Source organism: Vibrio sp. 10N.261.51.A3, assembly GCF_041471965.1.
GTDB classification, from domain to species: domain Bacteria; phylum Pseudomonadota; class Gammaproteobacteria; order Enterobacterales; family Vibrionaceae; genus Vibrio; species Vibrio crassostreae_C.
Genome location: NZ_JBFRPK010000021.1, coordinates 1 through 18,157, shown reverse-complemented (window position 1 = coordinate 18,157; position 18,157 = coordinate 1). Strand labels below are relative to the sequence as shown.

Annotated in this window: 12 protein-coding genes and 1 tRNA gene; 12 read left to right on the top strand and 1 reads right to left on the bottom strand. The window is 42.8% G+C overall.

Features of this window, described 5'->3' with window-relative positions; translation table 11 throughout:
* Positions 1–10: 10 nt before the first annotated feature.
* The 6 genes from AB4371_RS05325 (at position 11) to AB4371_RS05300 (ending at position 7,560) form a co-directional block, all read left to right on the top strand.
* On the top strand, positions 11–2,464 hold the full coding sequence (locus AB4371_RS05325) for an ATP-binding protein (RefSeq protein ID WP_372149195.1): 2,454 nt from the start codon (positions 11–13) through the stop codon (positions 2,462–2,464).
* 248 nt (positions 2,465–2,712) lie between these two features.
* Entirely contained in the window at positions 2,713–3,162 is a 450-nt protein-coding gene (locus AB4371_RS05320; protein ID WP_017062062.1) for an L-alanine exporter AlaE, read from the top strand.
* Between the two features lie 180 nt (positions 3,163–3,342).
* Positions 3,343–3,433 (top strand) — tRNA-Ser (locus AB4371_RS05315).
* A gap of 254 nt (positions 3,434–3,687) precedes the next feature.
* A complete protein-coding gene (gene gltS, locus AB4371_RS05310; protein WP_017062061.1) occupies positions 3,688–4,902 on the top strand; it encodes a sodium/glutamate symporter in 1,215 nt (404 codons plus the stop codon).
* A 251-nt stretch (positions 4,903–5,153) separates the two neighbouring features.
* A complete protein-coding gene (locus tag AB4371_RS05305; protein WP_136973584.1) occupies positions 5,154–6,080 on the top strand; it encodes a LysR family transcriptional regulator in 927 nt (308 codons plus the stop codon).
* Positions 6,081–6,306: 226 nt separating this feature from the next.
* Complete coding sequence (locus tag AB4371_RS05300) at positions 6,307–7,560, top strand: D-amino acid dehydrogenase (RefSeq protein WP_372073325.1); 1,254 nt, start codon at positions 6,307–6,309, stop codon at positions 7,558–7,560.
* A 117-nt stretch (positions 7,561–7,677) separates the two neighbouring features.
* Here the strand turns inward: AB4371_RS05300 and AB4371_RS05295 are convergent, their stop codons facing one another.
* Complete coding sequence (locus AB4371_RS05295) at positions 7,678–8,457, bottom strand: ABC transporter substrate-binding protein (RefSeq protein ID WP_372149192.1); 780 nt, start codon at positions 8,455–8,457, stop codon at positions 7,678–7,680.
* Between the two features lie 499 nt (positions 8,458–8,956).
* Here AB4371_RS05295 and AB4371_RS05290 point away from each other — a divergent pair, with 499 nt between their 5' ends.
* The 6 genes from AB4371_RS05290 (at position 8,957) to AB4371_RS05265 (ending at position 18,089) form a co-directional block, all read left to right on the top strand.
* Complete coding sequence (locus AB4371_RS05290) at positions 8,957–10,591, top strand: ABC transporter substrate-binding protein (protein ID WP_017071752.1); 1,635 nt, start codon at positions 8,957–8,959, stop codon at positions 10,589–10,591.
* Positions 10,592–10,646: 55 nt separating this feature from the next.
* On the top strand, positions 10,647–11,621 hold the full coding sequence (locus AB4371_RS05285) for an ABC transporter permease (protein WP_017071753.1): 975 nt from the start codon (positions 10,647–10,649) through the stop codon (positions 11,619–11,621).
* Positions 11,622–11,641: 20 nt separating this feature from the next.
* On the top strand, positions 11,642–12,619 hold the full coding sequence (locus AB4371_RS05280; protein WP_019821070.1) for an ABC transporter permease subunit: 978 nt from the start codon (positions 11,642–11,644) through the stop codon (positions 12,617–12,619).
* On the top strand, positions 12,619–13,572 hold the full coding sequence (locus AB4371_RS05275) for an ABC transporter ATP-binding protein (protein ID WP_019821072.1): 954 nt from the start codon (positions 12,619–12,621) through the stop codon (positions 13,570–13,572). The genes AB4371_RS05280 and AB4371_RS05275 overlap by 1 nt, the downstream gene beginning before the upstream one ends.
* Positions 13,573–13,582: 10 nt before the next feature.
* Positions 13,583–14,572 carry an ABC transporter ATP-binding protein gene (locus AB4371_RS05270; RefSeq protein ID WP_372149189.1) on the top strand — a complete coding sequence of 330 codons (990 nt, stop codon included), beginning with the start codon at positions 13,583–13,585 and terminating at the stop codon, positions 14,570–14,572.
* Positions 14,573–14,645: 73 nt separating this feature from the next.
* Positions 14,646–18,089, top strand: a complete 3,444-nt coding sequence (locus AB4371_RS05265) for a hypothetical protein (protein ID WP_372149187.1) — start codon at positions 14,646–14,648, stop codon at positions 18,087–18,089.
* The last annotated feature ends 68 nt before the right edge of the window (positions 18,090–18,157 follow it).

Below are 18,157 nucleotides of genomic sequence, written 5' to 3'. Positions count from 1 at the left end.
GAAAAAAAGTATGGTAGCGCTTGGGTTATACCTTGCGATGTTTATTGCCATTGTCGGTAGTGTGACGTATTACGTCGTAGAATCCCCTGTGCGCGCCAAATTACAACAAAACCTCGACTTGCGTACGCAACTTTTATCCGCATTGATTACAGAGCCGCTCAGCAGCTCTCAAGGCTTTGTTGATAGTCTAGTTGGCTTTGCTCAAGCGCATCGTAACGGTGATGATGTTATTCCGCTCTTTAAATTCATGTTGGCGGCGAGCGACGATACGATCGTCAGTGCTGGAATTTGGCCTGAACCTTATGCGCTTGACCCTAAAAAGCTTCTTAACAGCCACTTTTTCAATAAAGCCGACGATGGAAAAATTGATCAGCTGTTTTCTTATAACAATCCTAAAAACAGCCCTTATCAAGAAGAGTATTGGTACACCTCTGTAGTCAACAAAAAACAAGGAACGATCTCTTGGAGCGATGTGTATATCGATCCATACACACACGTTCGAATGATTACCGCTTCATCGCCTTATTATTACGACGGCATTTTTGCAGGTGTTGCCACGGTGGATCTCTCGCTCGAAGAGCTGCTTGGCTTTATTAAGAACCACGCCGAAGAATACAATCTTGGCATTATGCTCAGAGATAAACTCAATCAAGTGTTAGTTTCGCATAACTTCAATCTCGTTGAAGGGATCTACATCAGTAGCAATCAATTTGGTGATTTCGGTTGGCAAGTGGATGTAGTTAATTCTAAGTCACGTGTAGCAGACGAAGTATTTCGTCAGGTGATGAGTATTGAGGGCGGTATTGTTCCGCTATTGCTACTTTGTGTGATGGCGGGCTATTACTTATTGAACCGTTATTTGATTAGTCCAATTACAACGATTGCCGCACAGCTAGATAGCTCGAAAGCAGGCGAAATCATAGATGTTGACTACTCAAGTGAAGACGAAATTGGTCACTTGATTAAAACGTTCAACGAAAAGACCATTTATCTCGAAGCGGAAAAGGTTAAAGCTCAGGCATCCACCAATGCAAAAACCGCTTTCCTTGCGACCCTGTCACATGAAATTCGTACTCCTATGAATGGGGTATTGGGTACTGCTCAGATCCTATTAAAAACGCCTTTAAATTCTGAACAAGAGAAGCATCTCAAGAGTTTGTATGAGTCCGGTGATCACATGATGACCTTACTCAATGAAATCTTAGACTTTTCGAAGATCGAGCAGGGAAAGCTGGATCTTGATGAGACTCGCTTTCCACTCGATTCGATCATCGGCAGTATCAACAGTGTCTACTTCACACTCTCTTCAGAGAAAGGACTTCAATTCAAAGTGTATTCTGAGGTGCCTTCTGGTCGTTGGTACTTCTCAGATAAAGCACGTCTACGACAAATCTTGTTTAATCTTTTGAACAACGCGGTGAAGTTTACTTCCAGAGGCTTTGTTGAGGTGTACCTGAAAGAAGTTGTAGAGGGGAGTGACACCTATCTGAGCATTCGAGTTCGTGATACCGGAATTGGTATTTCTAAAGAAGCTCAGAAGCGTATTTTTAAACCGTTTGAACAAGCGGAGTCTTCGACCACAAGGCGTTTTGGCGGTACTGGCCTTGGCCTCGCGATTGTGAAGAAAATTGCCCAGTTGATGGATGGCAGTATTACCGTCACCAGTGAAGAAGGGATAGGCACGAGTTTTGATGTTCGCTTGAAGATTCAGCCATGTCAGCCAGGAGAAATCGAGAGTTTGCCACATAAGAAGTTGGACTACTCTGGCTTAAAGGTACTGATCGTCGAGGACAACCGAACTAACACGGTGATCATTGAAGCCTTCATGAGCAGTAAAGGCTTTACCTGTAAGAGCGTCGAAAACGGTGAACTTGCGATACAAGCCGTGGTTGCTGAGCGCTTTGATTTGGTGCTCATGGATAACCATATGCCTGTGATGGATGGCGTTGAATCAACCACTGCTATTCGTGCTTTGATAGGCGATGTGTCATCGGTATTGGTGTTTGGTTGTACGGCTGATGTCTTTAAAGAGACTCGTGAGCGTATGTTGGGGGCAGGTGTGGATTATATTATTGCTAAGCCGATTGACGAGCGTGAACTGGATGATGCCTTGTTCCGCTATTCAAATAAGCTTTATCAATACCATGAAGTAAAAGCGGATGAGCTCGAAAGCCAAGACGTAAAACCACACGATTCGAAAAGTAAAAGCGAGTCACTGCCTAAACCTGATCTTCGCAACAAAGATAACACTGAAGAGCTGTTAGTGACGTTGTATGTGGCGCTAGAAGACAACAACCTAGAACTGATTCAATTTGCACTAGAGAGCCTACGTGTCCACGTTGAAGCTATGAACAACGCGGAACTTACTGAACAAGTCGATAAAGCGTTAGAGCAGGTTGCTTTAGGATCACCACCTACACAAGATGTCATTAATATCATTACTGTAAATCTACCTATGGCTTAAATGTTGTTTAATTACGGTAAGTAAATGACGAACTGTCCAATATTTGACCTTGGTTGGATTTTTTGGTGAAAGTGACTGCTTTTAAAGTGGTTTTTGGTTGTTAATTTACAACTTGATTTTTAATTTGGAGTGTATGACTACTAATCTTGTGATTTAATAGCGACATTATCTGGTGAGGTGCAAATGTGCCTTGTTTATATGTTACTAAATCACTAATTAAGCAGTGATATATTTTAGGTTTGTCGTCAATGAAGTCTCGTGGTCCATTTTGTATTCGAAACGCAGCTGCGGATACATTTGCTATGGTCGTTTTCTGTTTTATTTCTGGCATGATCGTAGAAGTGTTTATTTCTGGTATGACGTTTGAGCAATCTCTTGCTTCTCGAACGTTATCTATTCCTGTAAACATTGCTATCGCTTGGCCTTATGGCGTTTTTCGTGATTGGTTCTTACGCAATGGTGCAAAACTTTCAGAAAGCTCATTGATGAAAAACTTGTCTGATTTGATGGCATACGTGTTATTCCAGTCTCCAGTGTATGCGGGTATTTTGTTGGCAGTGGGTGCTTCAGGCGACCAGATCGTTACGGCTGTCACCAGTAATGCAGTCATCTCGTGCGGTATGGGCGTACTTTACGGCTACTTCCTCGATATGTGTCGTAAATGGTTTCGAGTTCCTGGCTACTATCAACAAGCTTAAGAAAAGCAACAAGCGTAAGTGCAGCGAAAGAATGAAATTTGGTTTGTTTTTGATCTAATGAGTTAATTTGTAATCGAACAAACCGAAAAAGGCACTTTTTTTGAGAATGCCCCTTGACCAAAGCAAGCAGAATCAATAAAGTAGCGCCTCGTTGAGTGACATGCTCAACACACAATTTGTGGAAGGATGGCTGAGTGGCTTAAGGCGCTCGCCTGGAAAGCGAGTATACGTTTATAGCGTATCTGGGGTTCAAATCCCCATCCTTCCACCACTATTCAAAACCCTAGCAGAAATGCTGGGGTTTTCTCGTTTTAGAGCCTCTATATCCCACCTCATCTGTATACCTCCCTAATATCCGTTCCTTTAATCATTGCTTTATAGTTATAATCTCTATTAATACCGTCGCAGAATTAACCATATTAGGTGTTTTTATCATAGATAATCGCTTGATTTTTTGGCGTGAACCTAGATTATTAATAGTACGCAATATTATGAATAATCTAACTATTAGGAATCCATAACCTCATGACAGAAACCCTAGTTTCTCCAATGCTCTCTTTTACGATCGCGATTTCATTACTGTTTATCGGTAAAGGTTTGATCGAGCGATCTGAAGTATTAAGAAAGTATTCACTGCCAGAGCCTGTGATTGGTGGCTTTGTCTGCGCAGCGACCGTAGCGGCGCTTTACTATATTTTTGAAATCCAAATCACTTTTAGCCTAGATGTCAGAGACTTTTTGCTTCTCTACTTTTTTGCTGGCATCGGGCTCCAAGCGGATATTAAAACACTGATTAAAGGCGGGCGACCGTTGTTCATCCTACTGTGTCTTGCTGCCATTTTTATCGTGTTGCAAAACGTAGTCGGAATGGCAGTCGCTTCTGGCTTTGGAATGGATGCGAAAGCAGGCTTGCTATCTGGGTCTGTTAGCTTGATAGGCGGCGTAGGCACAACGTTAGCTTGGGCGCCAATGTTTGTGGAAGAGTTTGGTATTGCTAACGCGCTCGAACTTGGTGTCGCTTCAAACACGGTTGGTTTAATTGCAGCGTGTGTGATTGGTGGTCCGATTGCGAACTACCTGCTCAATAAACACAAAGTAAGCCCTTCTAATGAAGAAGAGGTTACGGTTGGTGCATTCCAAGAGAGTGAAACAAAAACAGAGCTTAGCCACTACGGCGTTCTGTGGGCGTGGTTGATTCTTAACTTAACACTAATGCTGGGTTACAGCTTGAGTGAAGTTATCGACTCGATGGGCCTAAAACTGCCGTTATTCGTTAGCTGTTTGATCGCAGGTATCCTAATCGGAAACGTTGGTCGCGCACTGTTTAAGAAACGTCGTACACAAGAGAAAATCGCTCAAGGCCGCAAAGGCTTAGCGATGATCTCTGATATTTGTTTAGGCATGTTCTTGACCATGGCATTGATGGGGTTGCGTATCTGGGATCTCGATGGACTGTTTGGCTATATCTCTGTTGTCATGAGTATCCAGATCTTGCTTTCGCTGCTGTTTACTGTGTTTGTCGTTTATTACTTGATGGGAAGAAACTACGACTCTGTGGTGATATGTTCAGGCTTTGGTGGTATCACTCTAGGCTCGACCGCAACAGCAATTGTGAACATGACCGCAGTAACTCACCGCTATGGCGCAAGCCCACAAGCGTTCATTGTGGTGCCATTAGTGTGTGGTTTCTTTGTTGATTTGATCAACGCATTGGTGATCAGTTTCTTTGTTGGTCTGTAGTGAAGTGACCGGTTATTGACTGCTTGAGGTTTACATCGGGATAATGACCACAAAGGCGATGACGAAAGTCGTCGCCTTTGTTTTATCGACAGCAAGCTAAAACACGTATATCAGCCTTTGATGTGATGTCTTGAAGTGACTCGGTGCACAAGTTAGTAAGAGCAATTACGATCTTGATAAATTGGGATATATGTTCGCAGCAAATTTGTGAGACGCTTGATTAAGTGTCAGTTGAATTACAAGGAAGTTGAATGCACCACTTTAATATCCGTGCTCTCGAGTACTTAAACGCGTTATCAAAATACAGGTCGTTACGTAAGGCATCTAAGATGATGAACGTTGACCCTGCCGCGATGAGTCGGATGTTGACACAGTTAGAAGCGCAAGCGGAAATGAAAGTATGGGAGCGCAACAACCGCCAATCACTGTTAACCGAAGCGGGTAATGAACTGCTGAATTACTACCGTTCCATTGTTCGTGGAGAGGCCGCTGTGCTTGCTCGACTAACCAAGCTTAAAAACCTCAAGGGCGGTAATGTTAGCATCGCGATTGGAGAAGGATTTATTACTAACTTGGTCTCTAAACCGATGCAAACCTTCATGGCTCGATACCCTGATATCAATTTATCGATTGAAATTGCAGGTGCATTGGATGCCGTGAAAATGTTAGAAGATCAACAGATAGATTTCGCGATCACCTATGCGTCTGCACCTCATCCTAAACTGCATTCACACGTCGAGCGTAGTCATCCGCTCGAATTGATTGCTCCGAAGGGGCACTTCCTTACGATGAAAGATGCACCAGTGGTAATGCAAGATATTCAAGACGCTTCTCTCGCCTTGATCGATAACTCGACCGGTATGGGGAGGCTAGTAAAGCAGGCTGAACAAATTTCCCATCTTACCTTGCAGCCAAAACTTCAAACTAACTCAGTCACGGCACTGACTAACTTCGTTTCAGCAGGGTTGGGCGTCACCTTTATGCCTAAGCTCACTGTGATCGATGAAATAAAGTCAGGGCAGATTGAAGTGGTTGCGACCGAGTTGGAGATGCTATCGAAGGCGACGGTTAAGGTTCAATCTTTGAAAGGCCGTGCACTTACGCTACAAGCCGAAACCTTGTTGGATTTCTTACTCGAGAACGCCACTTTCTTAAGCCATGACGCTTATAATATCTAGGCTTAGTTGATTTACTTAGCGACTCCTACCTAAGCTTTCAAATACCGCCAATATCACACTTTCAAACTGCCGAATTCGTTTTTAAGTCGAATTGAGTTTTTGTCAACGCTCTCTCTATTGTTAAGTCAACACGTACGGAATAAGTTACAAACCATTAACGAAACGAGTTTTACACTGACAGTTGTGTTCGGCTGGTTTTGGCTTTGTCGGGCATTAGGGGAAGAGAATGGAAGTAATTGTAATTGGCAGCGGTGTGATTGGCTTGACCAGTGCTTGGTATCTGGCGAAAGAGGGCCACTCGGTGACGGTTATCGATCGTCAAGATAGCAGTGGCAAAGAAACCAGTTTTGCGAATGCCGGGCAAATTTCTTACGGTTATTCATCACCATGGGCGGCACCGGGCATCCCTTTGAAAGCGATGAAATGGCTTACCCAAGAACATGCGCCACTTAAAGTGAAGCCTTCTCTTTCTCCAGAGTTAATGTCTTGGGCGACTAAGATGCTCGCCAACTGTAATGAAGCCAAGTACGCACAGAATAAATCGCGGATGTTACGAGTCGCTAACTACAGCCGAGATTGCCTGACTCATCTAAGAATCAGTGAAGATTTGGCTTATGAGGGCCGGCAGAAAGGCACCTTGCAAGTATTCAGAAGCGAAAAACAATTGGACGCTATTCAGCAGGATATGAAGCTATTAACAGAGAGTGGAATCGAACACTCGCTGTTTGATGTTGAACAGTGTCTGTCAGTGGAGTCTGGTTTAGCAGACGTTAAAGACAAGCTGGTGGGCGGCCTGTATTTACCACACGATGAAACCGGTGATTGTCATCAGTTCTGTTTAACCTTGACCGAAAAAGCCAAGCAACTCGGCGTTCAGTTCGTGTTTAATACCGAAGTGGTTAGGCTCAATCATCAGAATCAAACCATTGAGAGTATTACAACGACTCAAGGCGAGTTCAAAGCGGATGCTTACGTGGTCGCTTCAGGAAGCTATTCTCGAGAACTGTTGAAGCAAGTCGATTTGTCGATCCCGGTTTATCCAGTGAAAGGCTATTCGCTAACACTGCCGATCGTGAATGCAGATAAGTCACCAACCTCGACTGTGATGGATGAAACTTACAAGGTAGCGATGACGCGATTTGATGATCGTATTCGCATTGCAGGGACGGCAGAACTTGCGGGGTTTAATTACCTTATCCCTGAAAAACGCAAAGCCACGATTGATATGGTGATTAAAGATCTTTTCCCACAAGCGGGTGACTTTTCTAAGGCTGAATACTGGACTGGGTTAAGACCAATGACGCCGGATGGTACGCCTATTATCGGTAAGACGCCTATCAAGAACCTATTTACAAATACTGGACATGGGACATTAGGTTGGACAATGGCATGTGGCTCAGGAAAGATCTTGGCAAGCGTGGTCAGTGGCTCTGCTAGTGATATAAAAACTGATGACTTGAGTATCCACCGCTATATGTAAAAGCAAGCCGTTAGTTATCTTGCCTATGGTTTGATGATATCGACATTAGGAGCATGAAGCGGATGCACCTAATGTTGTAAATCTAGGTGCATGGTTTTAAGTCTCCTCTATTTATAATCACGAGATGACTTGAGACTTAAATGATCTTAGCTCTGGCGGTAGCTCCTTATTTACGAGGTTAATAGCTTTGCGATGTTCTAATCCAATGGATCTCACTACGTCCCAGAAATGTTGGTTAAACAATAGCTCGAAATCACCACTGAGTTTGTAGTCTTGCAGTTTGTCCTCAAGTAATTGAGCCAGTTGAGCCTTGTCTGGGTGGACATAGAAGACCAGAGGAAGAGGGTAATAAAGCATAATACTTTTTTCTATGACTAACCCATCCAGGGAATAGGTATGTTCTTGGTATATGCTTTCAACTTCATTGGCTCCGAGTGACACATAATCACATTTTTTATCTGAGAGAAGTTTCAGAATCTCTGGTAACGTTCCTTGCTCTAGTACTCGATATCCATTTGCTCTAAACAGCTCAGCATCAGCCCATGTCGCAGGAATTCCAGCGATAAGTGATTTCAGTTTATTGCTGTTGATATTATGGAATGTGGGTTGATCTTGTTCCCTAATTATCAGGATACGGTGTCCTAATAAGCCTTTACAAATTGGAGAGTTGAGTTTGATTGCAGGCTTATCAGCAAATTTACGGTTTCCCGCCACCGTGACGAGTACATCATAATTCTTGCGGAATATATTTCCTTCATCCTCAGCTCTTGGAAAGTCTGTATTATCGCTGTGAACGACAATAGGTTCGTTCGGATCCCAATTCAACAAGCTATGAATTAGCTCCAACTCATAGTGCTGTCTTTTACCTGATTTATTGCCATTCCAAAAGTTAAACATAGTTGTCCTAAGGGGGAACTTACATTTTATGACTGGTATGCTGACATAGGTTTAGCGTCCAAGAAAGCGCTTTCTTTTGTTTTTGAGAGAATCATACATAGATACAGTCTATGTATGTTGAGAATCGCGACGGAAAGGCTATTTTAAAGAAAGCACATAAGTTCATTGATGGGTTAGAGGTTCGACGATTAGGAAAGACCATGGGGGTACCATTAGTGAATTTTAACTTATTGTTTTTAAATTATTTTTCGTGTTAGTGAACAATTAATGTGACGAATGGCACTGTTGTGTATTTCTATTCTCAATCTATTCTAAATTTGTGATCTATGGTTCGTTTCACCGAAATGTAAGTTGAAGAATCATTCTATCGGCTTATTATCCACCTAAAGAAAGCGGTTTCTTGATGCGAGTTGCCGATAGTGAATACGAAAACACCCCCTTTTTTAAAGTTAAAAGAAAGCGCTTTCTTTCTGGTTATTATCATTAAAAGGACAACGTGATGCACAAAAAGACATTGATTGCTTCGCTCGCCATTGGAGCTTTATTCGGAGCCTCTGTACAAGCAGATGAAGTTAAGCAGGGTGGCACACTAACGGTGCCAATTATCAATACTGGCTTTGTTGAAAACTTTAACCCTTATACAACTAAAGACTTGCTGCATGGGGTAATGTTTGAGCCATTGGTCGTATTCAACAACATGACAGGTGATGTTGATTATCGCCTGGCTGAGTCGGTTGAGTATTCAACTGACCTGAAAACATTGACGCTTAAGTTACGAGAGAATTTGAAGTGGTCTGATGGTTCAAAGTTAACTGCAGACGACGTTGTTTTTAGCTTTATGTTGACTAAAGAGGCACCAGCTTTTGACCAGAAAGGTATTTGGTCTTCAGGTAATTTAAAAGAAATCAAATCTATTGACGCGCGAACCGTCGTGTTTGAGCTGACGGAAGCGGATTCTACATTTGCTTGGAACTTAGAGCGTTACCATATTGTACCAAAGCATATTTGGTCGAAAGTTGAAGAGCTGACAACGTTTACCAACCTTAACCCGGTAGGTAGTGGCCCAATGACGACGGTTAAATACATTAAACCGCAACAGATGGAGCTGTGCCGAAACCCAAATTACTATTTAGAAAATAGACCTTATTTAGATTGCATCAACTTCCGTTCTTACAATGACAACTCTCAGATCCAACCTGCCTTAATCAAAGGTGAGATTGATTGGGGTTCAAATTTTATTGCTGACGTTGAGTCAACATTTGTCGATATGGATAAAGAAAATAACCATTTTTGGTATCCAGCGAATGATGCTATCCACCTTTACGTAAATACCAAAGAAGCGCCATTTGATGACCTAAGAGTACGACAAGCACTTTCTATGGCTCTTGATCGTGAAACCATCGTTGATATTGCTGCTTACGGTTATCCGACCGCAAACTTCAATGCTGGTGGCATCGGTGAGCTATACGAAACGCACATTGATAAAAATGTATCTAAGAAATATGGTTATCTAACTAAGTACGATGTTGAAAGAGCAAACGCTTTACTTGATGAAGCGGGCTTAGTTGACAAAAACGGTGATGGATTCCGCGACAAAGCAAACGGGGAAACGGTTGAGTTTGATATCGAGGTTGTAAACGGTTGGACCGACTGGATCCAAGTGGTTCAGATGGTATCTGAATACTTTGAAGAAGTGGGTGTGAAAGCAAACGTTAAGACTGTGGATTGGGCGGTATATGACAGCAATTTGAAAGAAAGCAAATATACCATGTCAATTAACTGGTCAATGGTCGCGACAAATCCAATCTTGGCGTACCAAGAGTACTTCTCAACGTCTCGAATCGGAAAAACTTGGCATGCTGGTCACGGTGTTAATTCACCAGAAATCGACGCATTGATCGACAGCTTCGGCAAAATTGGTGATGCAGAGCAGCAAGAGAAAGTGTTGAGTGAACTTCAGGAATTTACGGCTGAAAACCTTCCCTTTATCCCTCTATTTTCTAACCCAACTTGGTTCCAATACAGTACTAAACATATTGTTGGTTGGCCAAGTGAAAAAGACCCATACGTACAGCCAGTATGGTACGACGGTGGTAAGAGAGTAATAATTCTCAACAATCTACACCTTAAGTAAGTTATTTTTGAGAGGGCTACAGCTTAGGTTGTGGCCCCTAGGTTAAAAGATTTTTATGTCGTTTTTAATTCGCCGATTTGGCTTCTATTTTACCGCTTTCTTAATCGCTATCTCGTTTAATTTCATGTTGCCTCGCCTAATGCCAGGAGATCCTGTTGATGCTCTTTTCGCTGCAGCTCAAGGTCGAATGGATCCTGCTCAAATGGATGCTGTTCGTGAAATGTACGGTTTTGTTGATGGCAATGTTTTCGAACAATACTTCGCGTATATGAAAAGCGTATTCACTCTTGATCTGGGACCTTCAGTGCTTATGTTTCCTGTAAGTGTTTCAGATGTCCTTGCTATGGCACTGCCGTGGACTATGTTCCTAGCGCTTGGTTCGCTGATTGTTGCTCTTATCATTGGTGTCAGTATTGGTACGTATGCATCGTATCGACGTGAAGGGCTATTTGGACAAATTGTTCCGCCAGTTTTGGCATTTATTAGTAACTTCCCGTACATCGTGACCGCGTTACTGTTGTTCTATTTCTTCGGTTTAAAACTCGAACTATTACCTTTGGCATACACTTATGACCCATCGCTAGAGCCAGGTTTTACATGGGAGTTTATTTCTAGTGTGGCTAAACACGCTGTGTTGCCTATGGGCTCAATGGTCTTGGTTGGTATCGCAACATGGGTCTTCAATATGCGTAATGCGATGATCAACGTGTTGGGTGAGGATTACGTAACGATGGCAGAGGCCAAAGGCTTGAGTAGTTATCGTGTTATGTCTCGCTATGCTGGTCGAAATGCCATCCTTCCTGTTGCGACCGCTATTGCAATGGCAATCGGATTCTCATTCGCAGGTTCAATCATGACCGAAGTGGTTTTTAACTACCAAGGCTTGGGGAACATCCTTCTTAAAGGCATCGTTGCTCGTGATTACCCACTTATCCAAGCCATTCTTCTTATCTTGGTGACAGCGGTACTAACCGCTAACTTTATTGCCGACCTCCTATATGTCTGGCTTGACCCTAGAATCTCGAATTGAGGCGCATGATGGATAATTTAATGGACACTCAAAAAACCGCTAACCAGCCGAATATGCCAGTACGTGAGCCAAAATGGTCGTGGAAAAACGTAAAGAAAACTCTCGGTAAAGCTTACGCATTTTTCTACGGTAACCCCCCGGCCATTATAGGTACTTTTTTACTTACGATTGTCTTAGCCGGGGCGTTATTTGCACCTGTATTATCGACTCATAACCCAGAAAAGCGCGTAGCACGTCCACATGTTGCACCAAGCTCTGAGCATATTATGGGCACGACTCGTAGCGGACGTGATGTATATAGCCAGGTTCTATTTGGAGCAAGAAAGTCGCTTACTGTTGCGATCTCTGCGGGCGTAATAGCCATGACAATAGCAGTGCTAGTTGGGGTTTCATCTGGTTACTTTGGTGGAAAAGTCGATGAACGCTTGAACTTCATTACTAACGTATTTCTTGTGTTTCCACAATTACCCTTGCTGATTGTTCTCGCCGCATTCTTAGGGCAGGTCGGTTCGCTGGTTATTACCGTGTTGTTAGGAATAACCTCCTGGCCTTGGGGGGCTAGGGTGATTCGTGCACAGACCATGGCAATTAGAAGCAAAGAGTTCATCATTTCTGCCGAGGTGATGGGGGAGTCAAAAATCCGCATTATTTTAGTCGAGATCTTACCAAACTTAGTTTCGATTGTTTTTGGTGGCTTCCTAGGCACGGTTATCTACGCAATGGGCTCCGAAGCTGGTCTAGGTATTTTAGGTTTAGGTGATGCAACAGAGGTGAGTTGGGGCTCTATGTTGTATTGGGCACAGACCTCTTCATCGTTATATACCGGTGCATGGTGGGAAATGCTGGTGCCTGCACTAGCGTTAGCGATTACTGGTGGTGGACTCGCATTGATTAACATGTCTATTGACCAAGTGAGCAACCCTAAATTACGTACGGGCCCACACATCAAACTGTGGCACAAACTTAAAAAAGAAGCAGATAAACGCCGAGGCCTATAATGAGCAATCTATTAGAAATTAATAACCTGTGTGTTGATTACGTTTCTCCTAATGGCGTAGCAAGAGCCGTTAATGACGTTAGTATTTCCATTGCGCCCGGTGAAACGCTCGGTATTGCCGGTGAATCTGGTTGCGGTAAAAGTACATTGGCTTTTGCTATATCACGCTTACATAAAGCACCAGCGCTTATCTCTGAGGGTGAAATACTCTACAAAGGGCAGGATGTTTTAAAGATGAATAACAAGCAGCTACGTGACTTCCGTTGGAATGACGTTTCTATTGTTTTTCAAAGCGCAATGAATTCACTTAATCCCGTTATTACCATCGGTGAGCAGCTAACGGACGTTATTCTAGCGCACAAAAAAATACCTTATAAACAGGCTCACGATCGTGCGGTCGAGCTGTTAGGAACTGTTGGGATTCATGGCGATAGAATGTCGAGCTTTCCTCATCAACTGAGTGGAGGGATGCGTCAGCGAGTTGTTATTGCTATTGCTTTGGCGCTGGAACCTAAACTGATCATCATGGACGAGCCAACAACGGCACTTGATGTAGTGGTTGAACGTGAAATCTTGAATGAACTGTATGAGCTTAAGAGTAAGTTTGGCTTCTCTATTCTGTTTATTAGTCACGACTTAAGCCTCATGGGCGAAATTGCTGATCGAATTGGCGTGATGTATGCGGGTAACCTTATTGAATTAGGTGATGCGAAAACGGTATTTAGTGAACCTAAGCATCCTTATACAAAAGGGCTTATCTCTTCATTCCCGACTATTCATGGGCCAAAAGAACGTCTCTACGGGATCCCTGGGAATCCTGTCAACCTTTTGGATACACCTCAAGGATGTAACTTCCAAGAGCGATGTGGCGAATGCATTTCAATGTGCATTAAAAGTGAGCCTCGTTTGGGCGCTATTGCGACTGGGCATCACGTATCTTGTCACCTAGTTTGAGCGAAAGATTATGAATACTTTAAAGAACGTTGATAAAAGCGAAGTTATCTTATCAGTTAAGAATTTGGTAAAAGATTTCCCACTTGGCCAGTCAGTCAAAAGCAATATGATGCGAGCCGTAAATGATGTTTCATTTGATCTTCGTAAAGGAGAAGCATTAGCGATTGTTGGCGAATCTGGCTCAGGGAAAAGCACAGGAGCTCGAATTCTTACCCGAATTTACGATAAGACGGCTGGAGATATCGAATTCAAAGGTGAGCCTCTGTCTGATTATATTGAAAAATATGGTGAGCTTGAATATGCACGCCAAGTGCAAATGATTTTTCAAGACCCGTTTGGCTCGTTGAATCCTGTACATACGATTTACCACCATATTGCGCGACCATTACTTATCCATAAACGAGCAGAAAAAAAAGCGATTCCGAACCTCGTTTATGAATTGCTTGAAATGGTTGGGCTTACACCAGTTAAAGAGACCGCAGAGAAGTACCCCCATGAACTAAGTGGTGGACAACGACAGCGTGTCGCAATTGCACGCGCAATTGCTGTTAGCCCTGAAGTTATCCTAGCTGATGAACCTATCTCTATGCTTGATGTGTCTGTGCGATTAGGAATCCTAAACCTAATGGCTGACTTGAAAGATAAGCATGGTATTTCGTTCATGTACATCACTCATGACATTGCGACGGCGCGTTATTTTGCTGAGAAAACGGCGGTGATGTATGTAGGACATATGGTCGAATGGGGCAATAGCGACAACGTCACTCAGAACCCGCAACATCCGTATTCTCAGTTGTTGTTGTCAGCTGTGCCAGAAGTCGGTAAATCGGGCAAGCGTGACATGAACGTGAAAAAAGGCGATATCCCTTCTTGGAAGCCAAGTAGCGTAGGTTGCCCGTTCGCAAGCCGTTGTATGAAAGCTGACAAACTTTGCACGCAATCAATACCAGAACCGACTCAAATTGCAGAAGAGCATTTTGCTCGTTGTCATCATTTGTAAACTTTAAATCCTTTTTGAAACGTAAAAGAAAGCGCTTTCAAAATTTAAGTGTAAGAATTTTTGGAATTTTGATATGAAACAAGACTACAACTTAACACCAGAGGTCGATGGCAAGTTCGTTGATTTAGATGGTGAGCGTTACTACCAAATCTCTAATGTTGACCAAATGACGCCATTCTTTATTAGCGTTGTATCGTCGAGCGATCACTGGTTATTTATTTCATCAACAGGCAGCCTTTCAGCTGGACGCATTCGTCCGGAAAATGCGCTTTTTCCTTACAAGTCTGTTGACCATATTCATGAAAATGCGGAAAACACCGGCTCAAAATCCATCTTCCGTATTGAACATGGCGACAAGGTTGTACTTTGGGAACCGTTTAATACATTCCATGATGGTATTTTTGATGTTGAACGCAATCTTTATAAAAATACGATTGGAGACAAGATTGTATTTGAAGAGATAAACCATACTTTGCAACTACAGTTCCAATACAGCTGGAATACGAGTGAAAAATACGGCTTTATTCGTCGTTCAAAACTGACCAACCTCGCGAGCTTTGAGCGTAAAGTCGAAGCACTAGATGGCTTACAAAATATACTTCCTTCAGGCGCTCCGTTATCAGCTCTCCAAACAAGAAGTGCATTAGTTGATGCGTACAAGTGGAATGAACAAGTTGATGGTAGTTCATTAGCTCTGTTCAGCATGTACGCGAAATTGAGCGATAGAGCCGACCCTGCTGAATCTTTGCTAGCGACGACAGTCTTCAGCTTAGAAACGGAAAGCAGCCAAATTTTATTGACGAGTGCTCAAGTTAATGCGTTCAGAAAAGGTCGAGCGGTTAAAAGTGAACCTTTAACGAAAGGGGTTAGAGGGAGCTATTTAGTTCATAAGTCTCTGACGCTGCGAGCACATCAAACCAAAGTTTGGTCGATTGTCGCTGATATAGACAAGACTCATTCCGATATCTGTCAGCTTCAATCTGAGCTCTCTGTTCCTGCTAACCTAGCACTAGCTTTAGAAAAGAGCGTTGCAGATAATCAAGATGAATTGATCACATTAATGTCTGGCGCGGATGCGTGGCAAATAACAGCTGAAGAAAATACCAGCGTTCACCATTATGCCAATGTGTTGTTCAATAACATGCGTGGTGGCGTGTTTGAAAACGGCTATATGTTAGAAAAGGTTGACGTAGTTAAAACTATGGAAAAGGCCAACTCTCAGGTAGCTGGCCGCCATCAAGACTTTTTTGATCAGTTAGGGGATGTTTTCAGCCATTCTGAATTAGTTTCGCGCGCTAAAGCGACAGGGGATTCTCAATTAGTTCGATTGAGCTACGAGTATCTACCGCTTACTTTTGGACGTCGTCATGGTGACCCTAGTCGCCCTTGGAACCACTATGAGATTAAGCTTAAAGATGAAAATGGCGAACGCTTACTTTCTTATCAAGGCAACTGGCGTGATATTTTCCAAAACTGGGAAGCGATGGCTCTTAGTTATCCAGGGTTCATCAAATCATTCATCTCTAAGTTTGTTAATGCTTCAACGGTGGATGGTTACAATCCGTATCGAATTACTAAAGATGGTGTAGATTGGGAGCTGTTAGAGGCGGATGATCCTTGGAGTAACATTGGTTACTGGGGCGATCATCAAATCATTTATCTATTAAAATTCCTTGAGTTAGCAGACAAATTTGAGCAAAGCGATCTTATCGAATTACTAGAGAGTGACATTTTTAGTTATGCCAACGTGCCTTACGAGCTTTGTGGAGTTCAAGGCCTCTTTGATAACCCTAAAGATACCGTAGAGTTCAACCAAGACTTGCAGGAATTGACAGAGCAACGTGTAAAGAGCTTAGGCAGTGACGGTCGCTTGTTGATGACGGGTGACCAAGAAGTTTATATGGTCAACTTAATGGAGAAGATACTCGTCCCTTTATTGGCGAAATTGAGTAACTTAGTGCTTGATGGTGGTATTTGGCTCAATACACAACGTCCAGAATGGAATGATGCAAACAACGCTATCGTTGGCAACGGCCTCTCAATGGTAACCTTGTACTACATGCGTCGCTATGTTGCCTTTATGCAGCGCCTGTTAGAGAAGTCACCATCGTCATACAGTATTTCCAAAGAAGTGTTTGAGTGGATGTCTTCTGTTACACAGATCGTTTCAGAGGCAAATACAGAGATTCGTCAAGATACGGTCACTCGTCAAACGCGTAAAGCAATGCTGACTAAGCTGGCTAAATCCGCTGCTAATTATCGTGAGCGCGTGTACCGAGTAAATGGATTCTCAGGGAAAACGAAAGTTGAGAAAGAAGCGATTGTTCAATTGATGGGCGCGAGCTTAAAAGTCCTAGATTCTACGATTGCAAACAACTTGCGTGAAGACGGTTTGTACAATGCGTATAACATCTTGAGTTGTTCTGGTGAGAGCTTAATGGTTGAAGAGCTTTACCCTATGCTAGAAGGGCAAGTTGCAGTATTGAGCTCGGGTCTATTATCATCTAAGCAAGCGGTTGAGTTGTTGGATAAATTGTTTGCCAGTGACATGTATCGTGCTGATCAAAATAGCTTCATGCTTTACCCTGACCGTGAGCTGGCTTCTTTTATGGACAAAAACTGTTTAGACGCTAAAGACATTGACCAGAGCAAATTGTTAAGCATGATGGTTGTTGCCAAAGATAACCGATTAGTAAACCAAGACAGCAAAGGTTCTTACCACTTCAATTCAAGCTTTGAAAACAAAGGTTTCCTTCAGGCTGCGATTGATGAAATTAAAGCCGATTACCCGTCAATTAGTGATGATGAATTTTGTCATGTATCTAGTTTGTATGAGCGTGTATTCAACCATAAAGCCTTTACTGGGCGTTCGGGAACCATGTTTGGTTATGAAGGTTTAGGTTGTATCTATTGGCATATGGTTTCTAAGTTGCTGCTAGCTGTGCAAGAAAACTATCAGCATGCTTGGAGTATGGATTCTAATAGCCAGGAAACTCTTAAATTAGCGGATTACTATTACAAAGTGAGAGCTGGTATTGGTTTCAACAAAACGCCGGAAAACTACGGTGCGTTTCCGACGGATCCGTATTCTCATACGCCAAAGCACTCTGGAGCACAGCAGCCAGGGATGACAGGACAAGTTAAGGAAGAAGTGATTACCCGTTTTGGCGAGCTAGGTCTAGAGGTCGTTGATGGAACAATTGTAATTAACCCTTCACTTCTTAGTCCTAAAGAGTTCTTACAAAAAGCGGCGACTTTTGACTGCCAAAATATTGAAGGACAAATGCAGAGCTTTATTGTTCAGGCTGGGCAACTGGCTTTTACTTACTGTCAGGTACCATTTATTTACCAACTCAATGATGAGCCAACACAGGGTATTGAAGTTCAGTTTAAAGACGGAACAAGTGAGGCATTTGCATCGTTAACGCTAAATCATGAAATGGCTTCACAGCTCTTTTCTCGTAGTGGTCTCATTGAGAAAGTCGTTGTCGTGTTGTCAAAGCACCAGTTACTCTAATTCTAATTTGAAGTGAAATAAAAAGGCTCTAAGTGAATACTTAGAGCCTTTCTTTGTGCGCCGAGCAT

Coding starts and splice junctions, on each gene's coding strand:
- AB4371_RS05325 (WP_372149195.1), top strand. CDS start 11: ATGGTAGCGCTTGGGTTATACCTTGCGATGTTTATTGCCATTGTCGGT.
- AB4371_RS05320 (WP_017062062.1), top strand. CDS start 2,713: ATGAAGTCTCGTGGTCCATTTTGTATTCGAAACGCAGCTGCGGATACA.
- gltS (WP_017062061.1), top strand. CDS start 3,688: ATGACAGAAACCCTAGTTTCTCCAATGCTCTCTTTTACGATCGCGATT.
- AB4371_RS05305 (WP_136973584.1), top strand. CDS start 5,154: ATGCACCACTTTAATATCCGTGCTCTCGAGTACTTAAACGCGTTATCA.
- AB4371_RS05300 (WP_372073325.1), top strand. CDS start 6,307: ATGGAAGTAATTGTAATTGGCAGCGGTGTGATTGGCTTGACCAGTGCT.
- AB4371_RS05295 (WP_372149192.1), bottom strand. CDS start 8,457: ATGTTTAACTTTTGGAATGGCAATAAATCAGGTAAAAGACAGCACTAT.
- AB4371_RS05290 (WP_017071752.1), top strand. CDS start 8,957: ATGCACAAAAAGACATTGATTGCTTCGCTCGCCATTGGAGCTTTATTC.
- AB4371_RS05285 (WP_017071753.1), top strand. CDS start 10,647: ATGTCGTTTTTAATTCGCCGATTTGGCTTCTATTTTACCGCTTTCTTA.
- AB4371_RS05280 (WP_019821070.1), top strand. CDS start 11,642: ATGGACACTCAAAAAACCGCTAACCAGCCGAATATGCCAGTACGTGAG.
- AB4371_RS05275 (WP_019821072.1), top strand. CDS start 12,619: ATGAGCAATCTATTAGAAATTAATAACCTGTGTGTTGATTACGTTTCT.
- AB4371_RS05270 (WP_372149189.1), top strand. CDS start 13,583: ATGAATACTTTAAAGAACGTTGATAAAAGCGAAGTTATCTTATCAGTT.
- AB4371_RS05265 (WP_372149187.1), top strand. CDS start 14,646: ATGAAACAAGACTACAACTTAACACCAGAGGTCGATGGCAAGTTCGTT.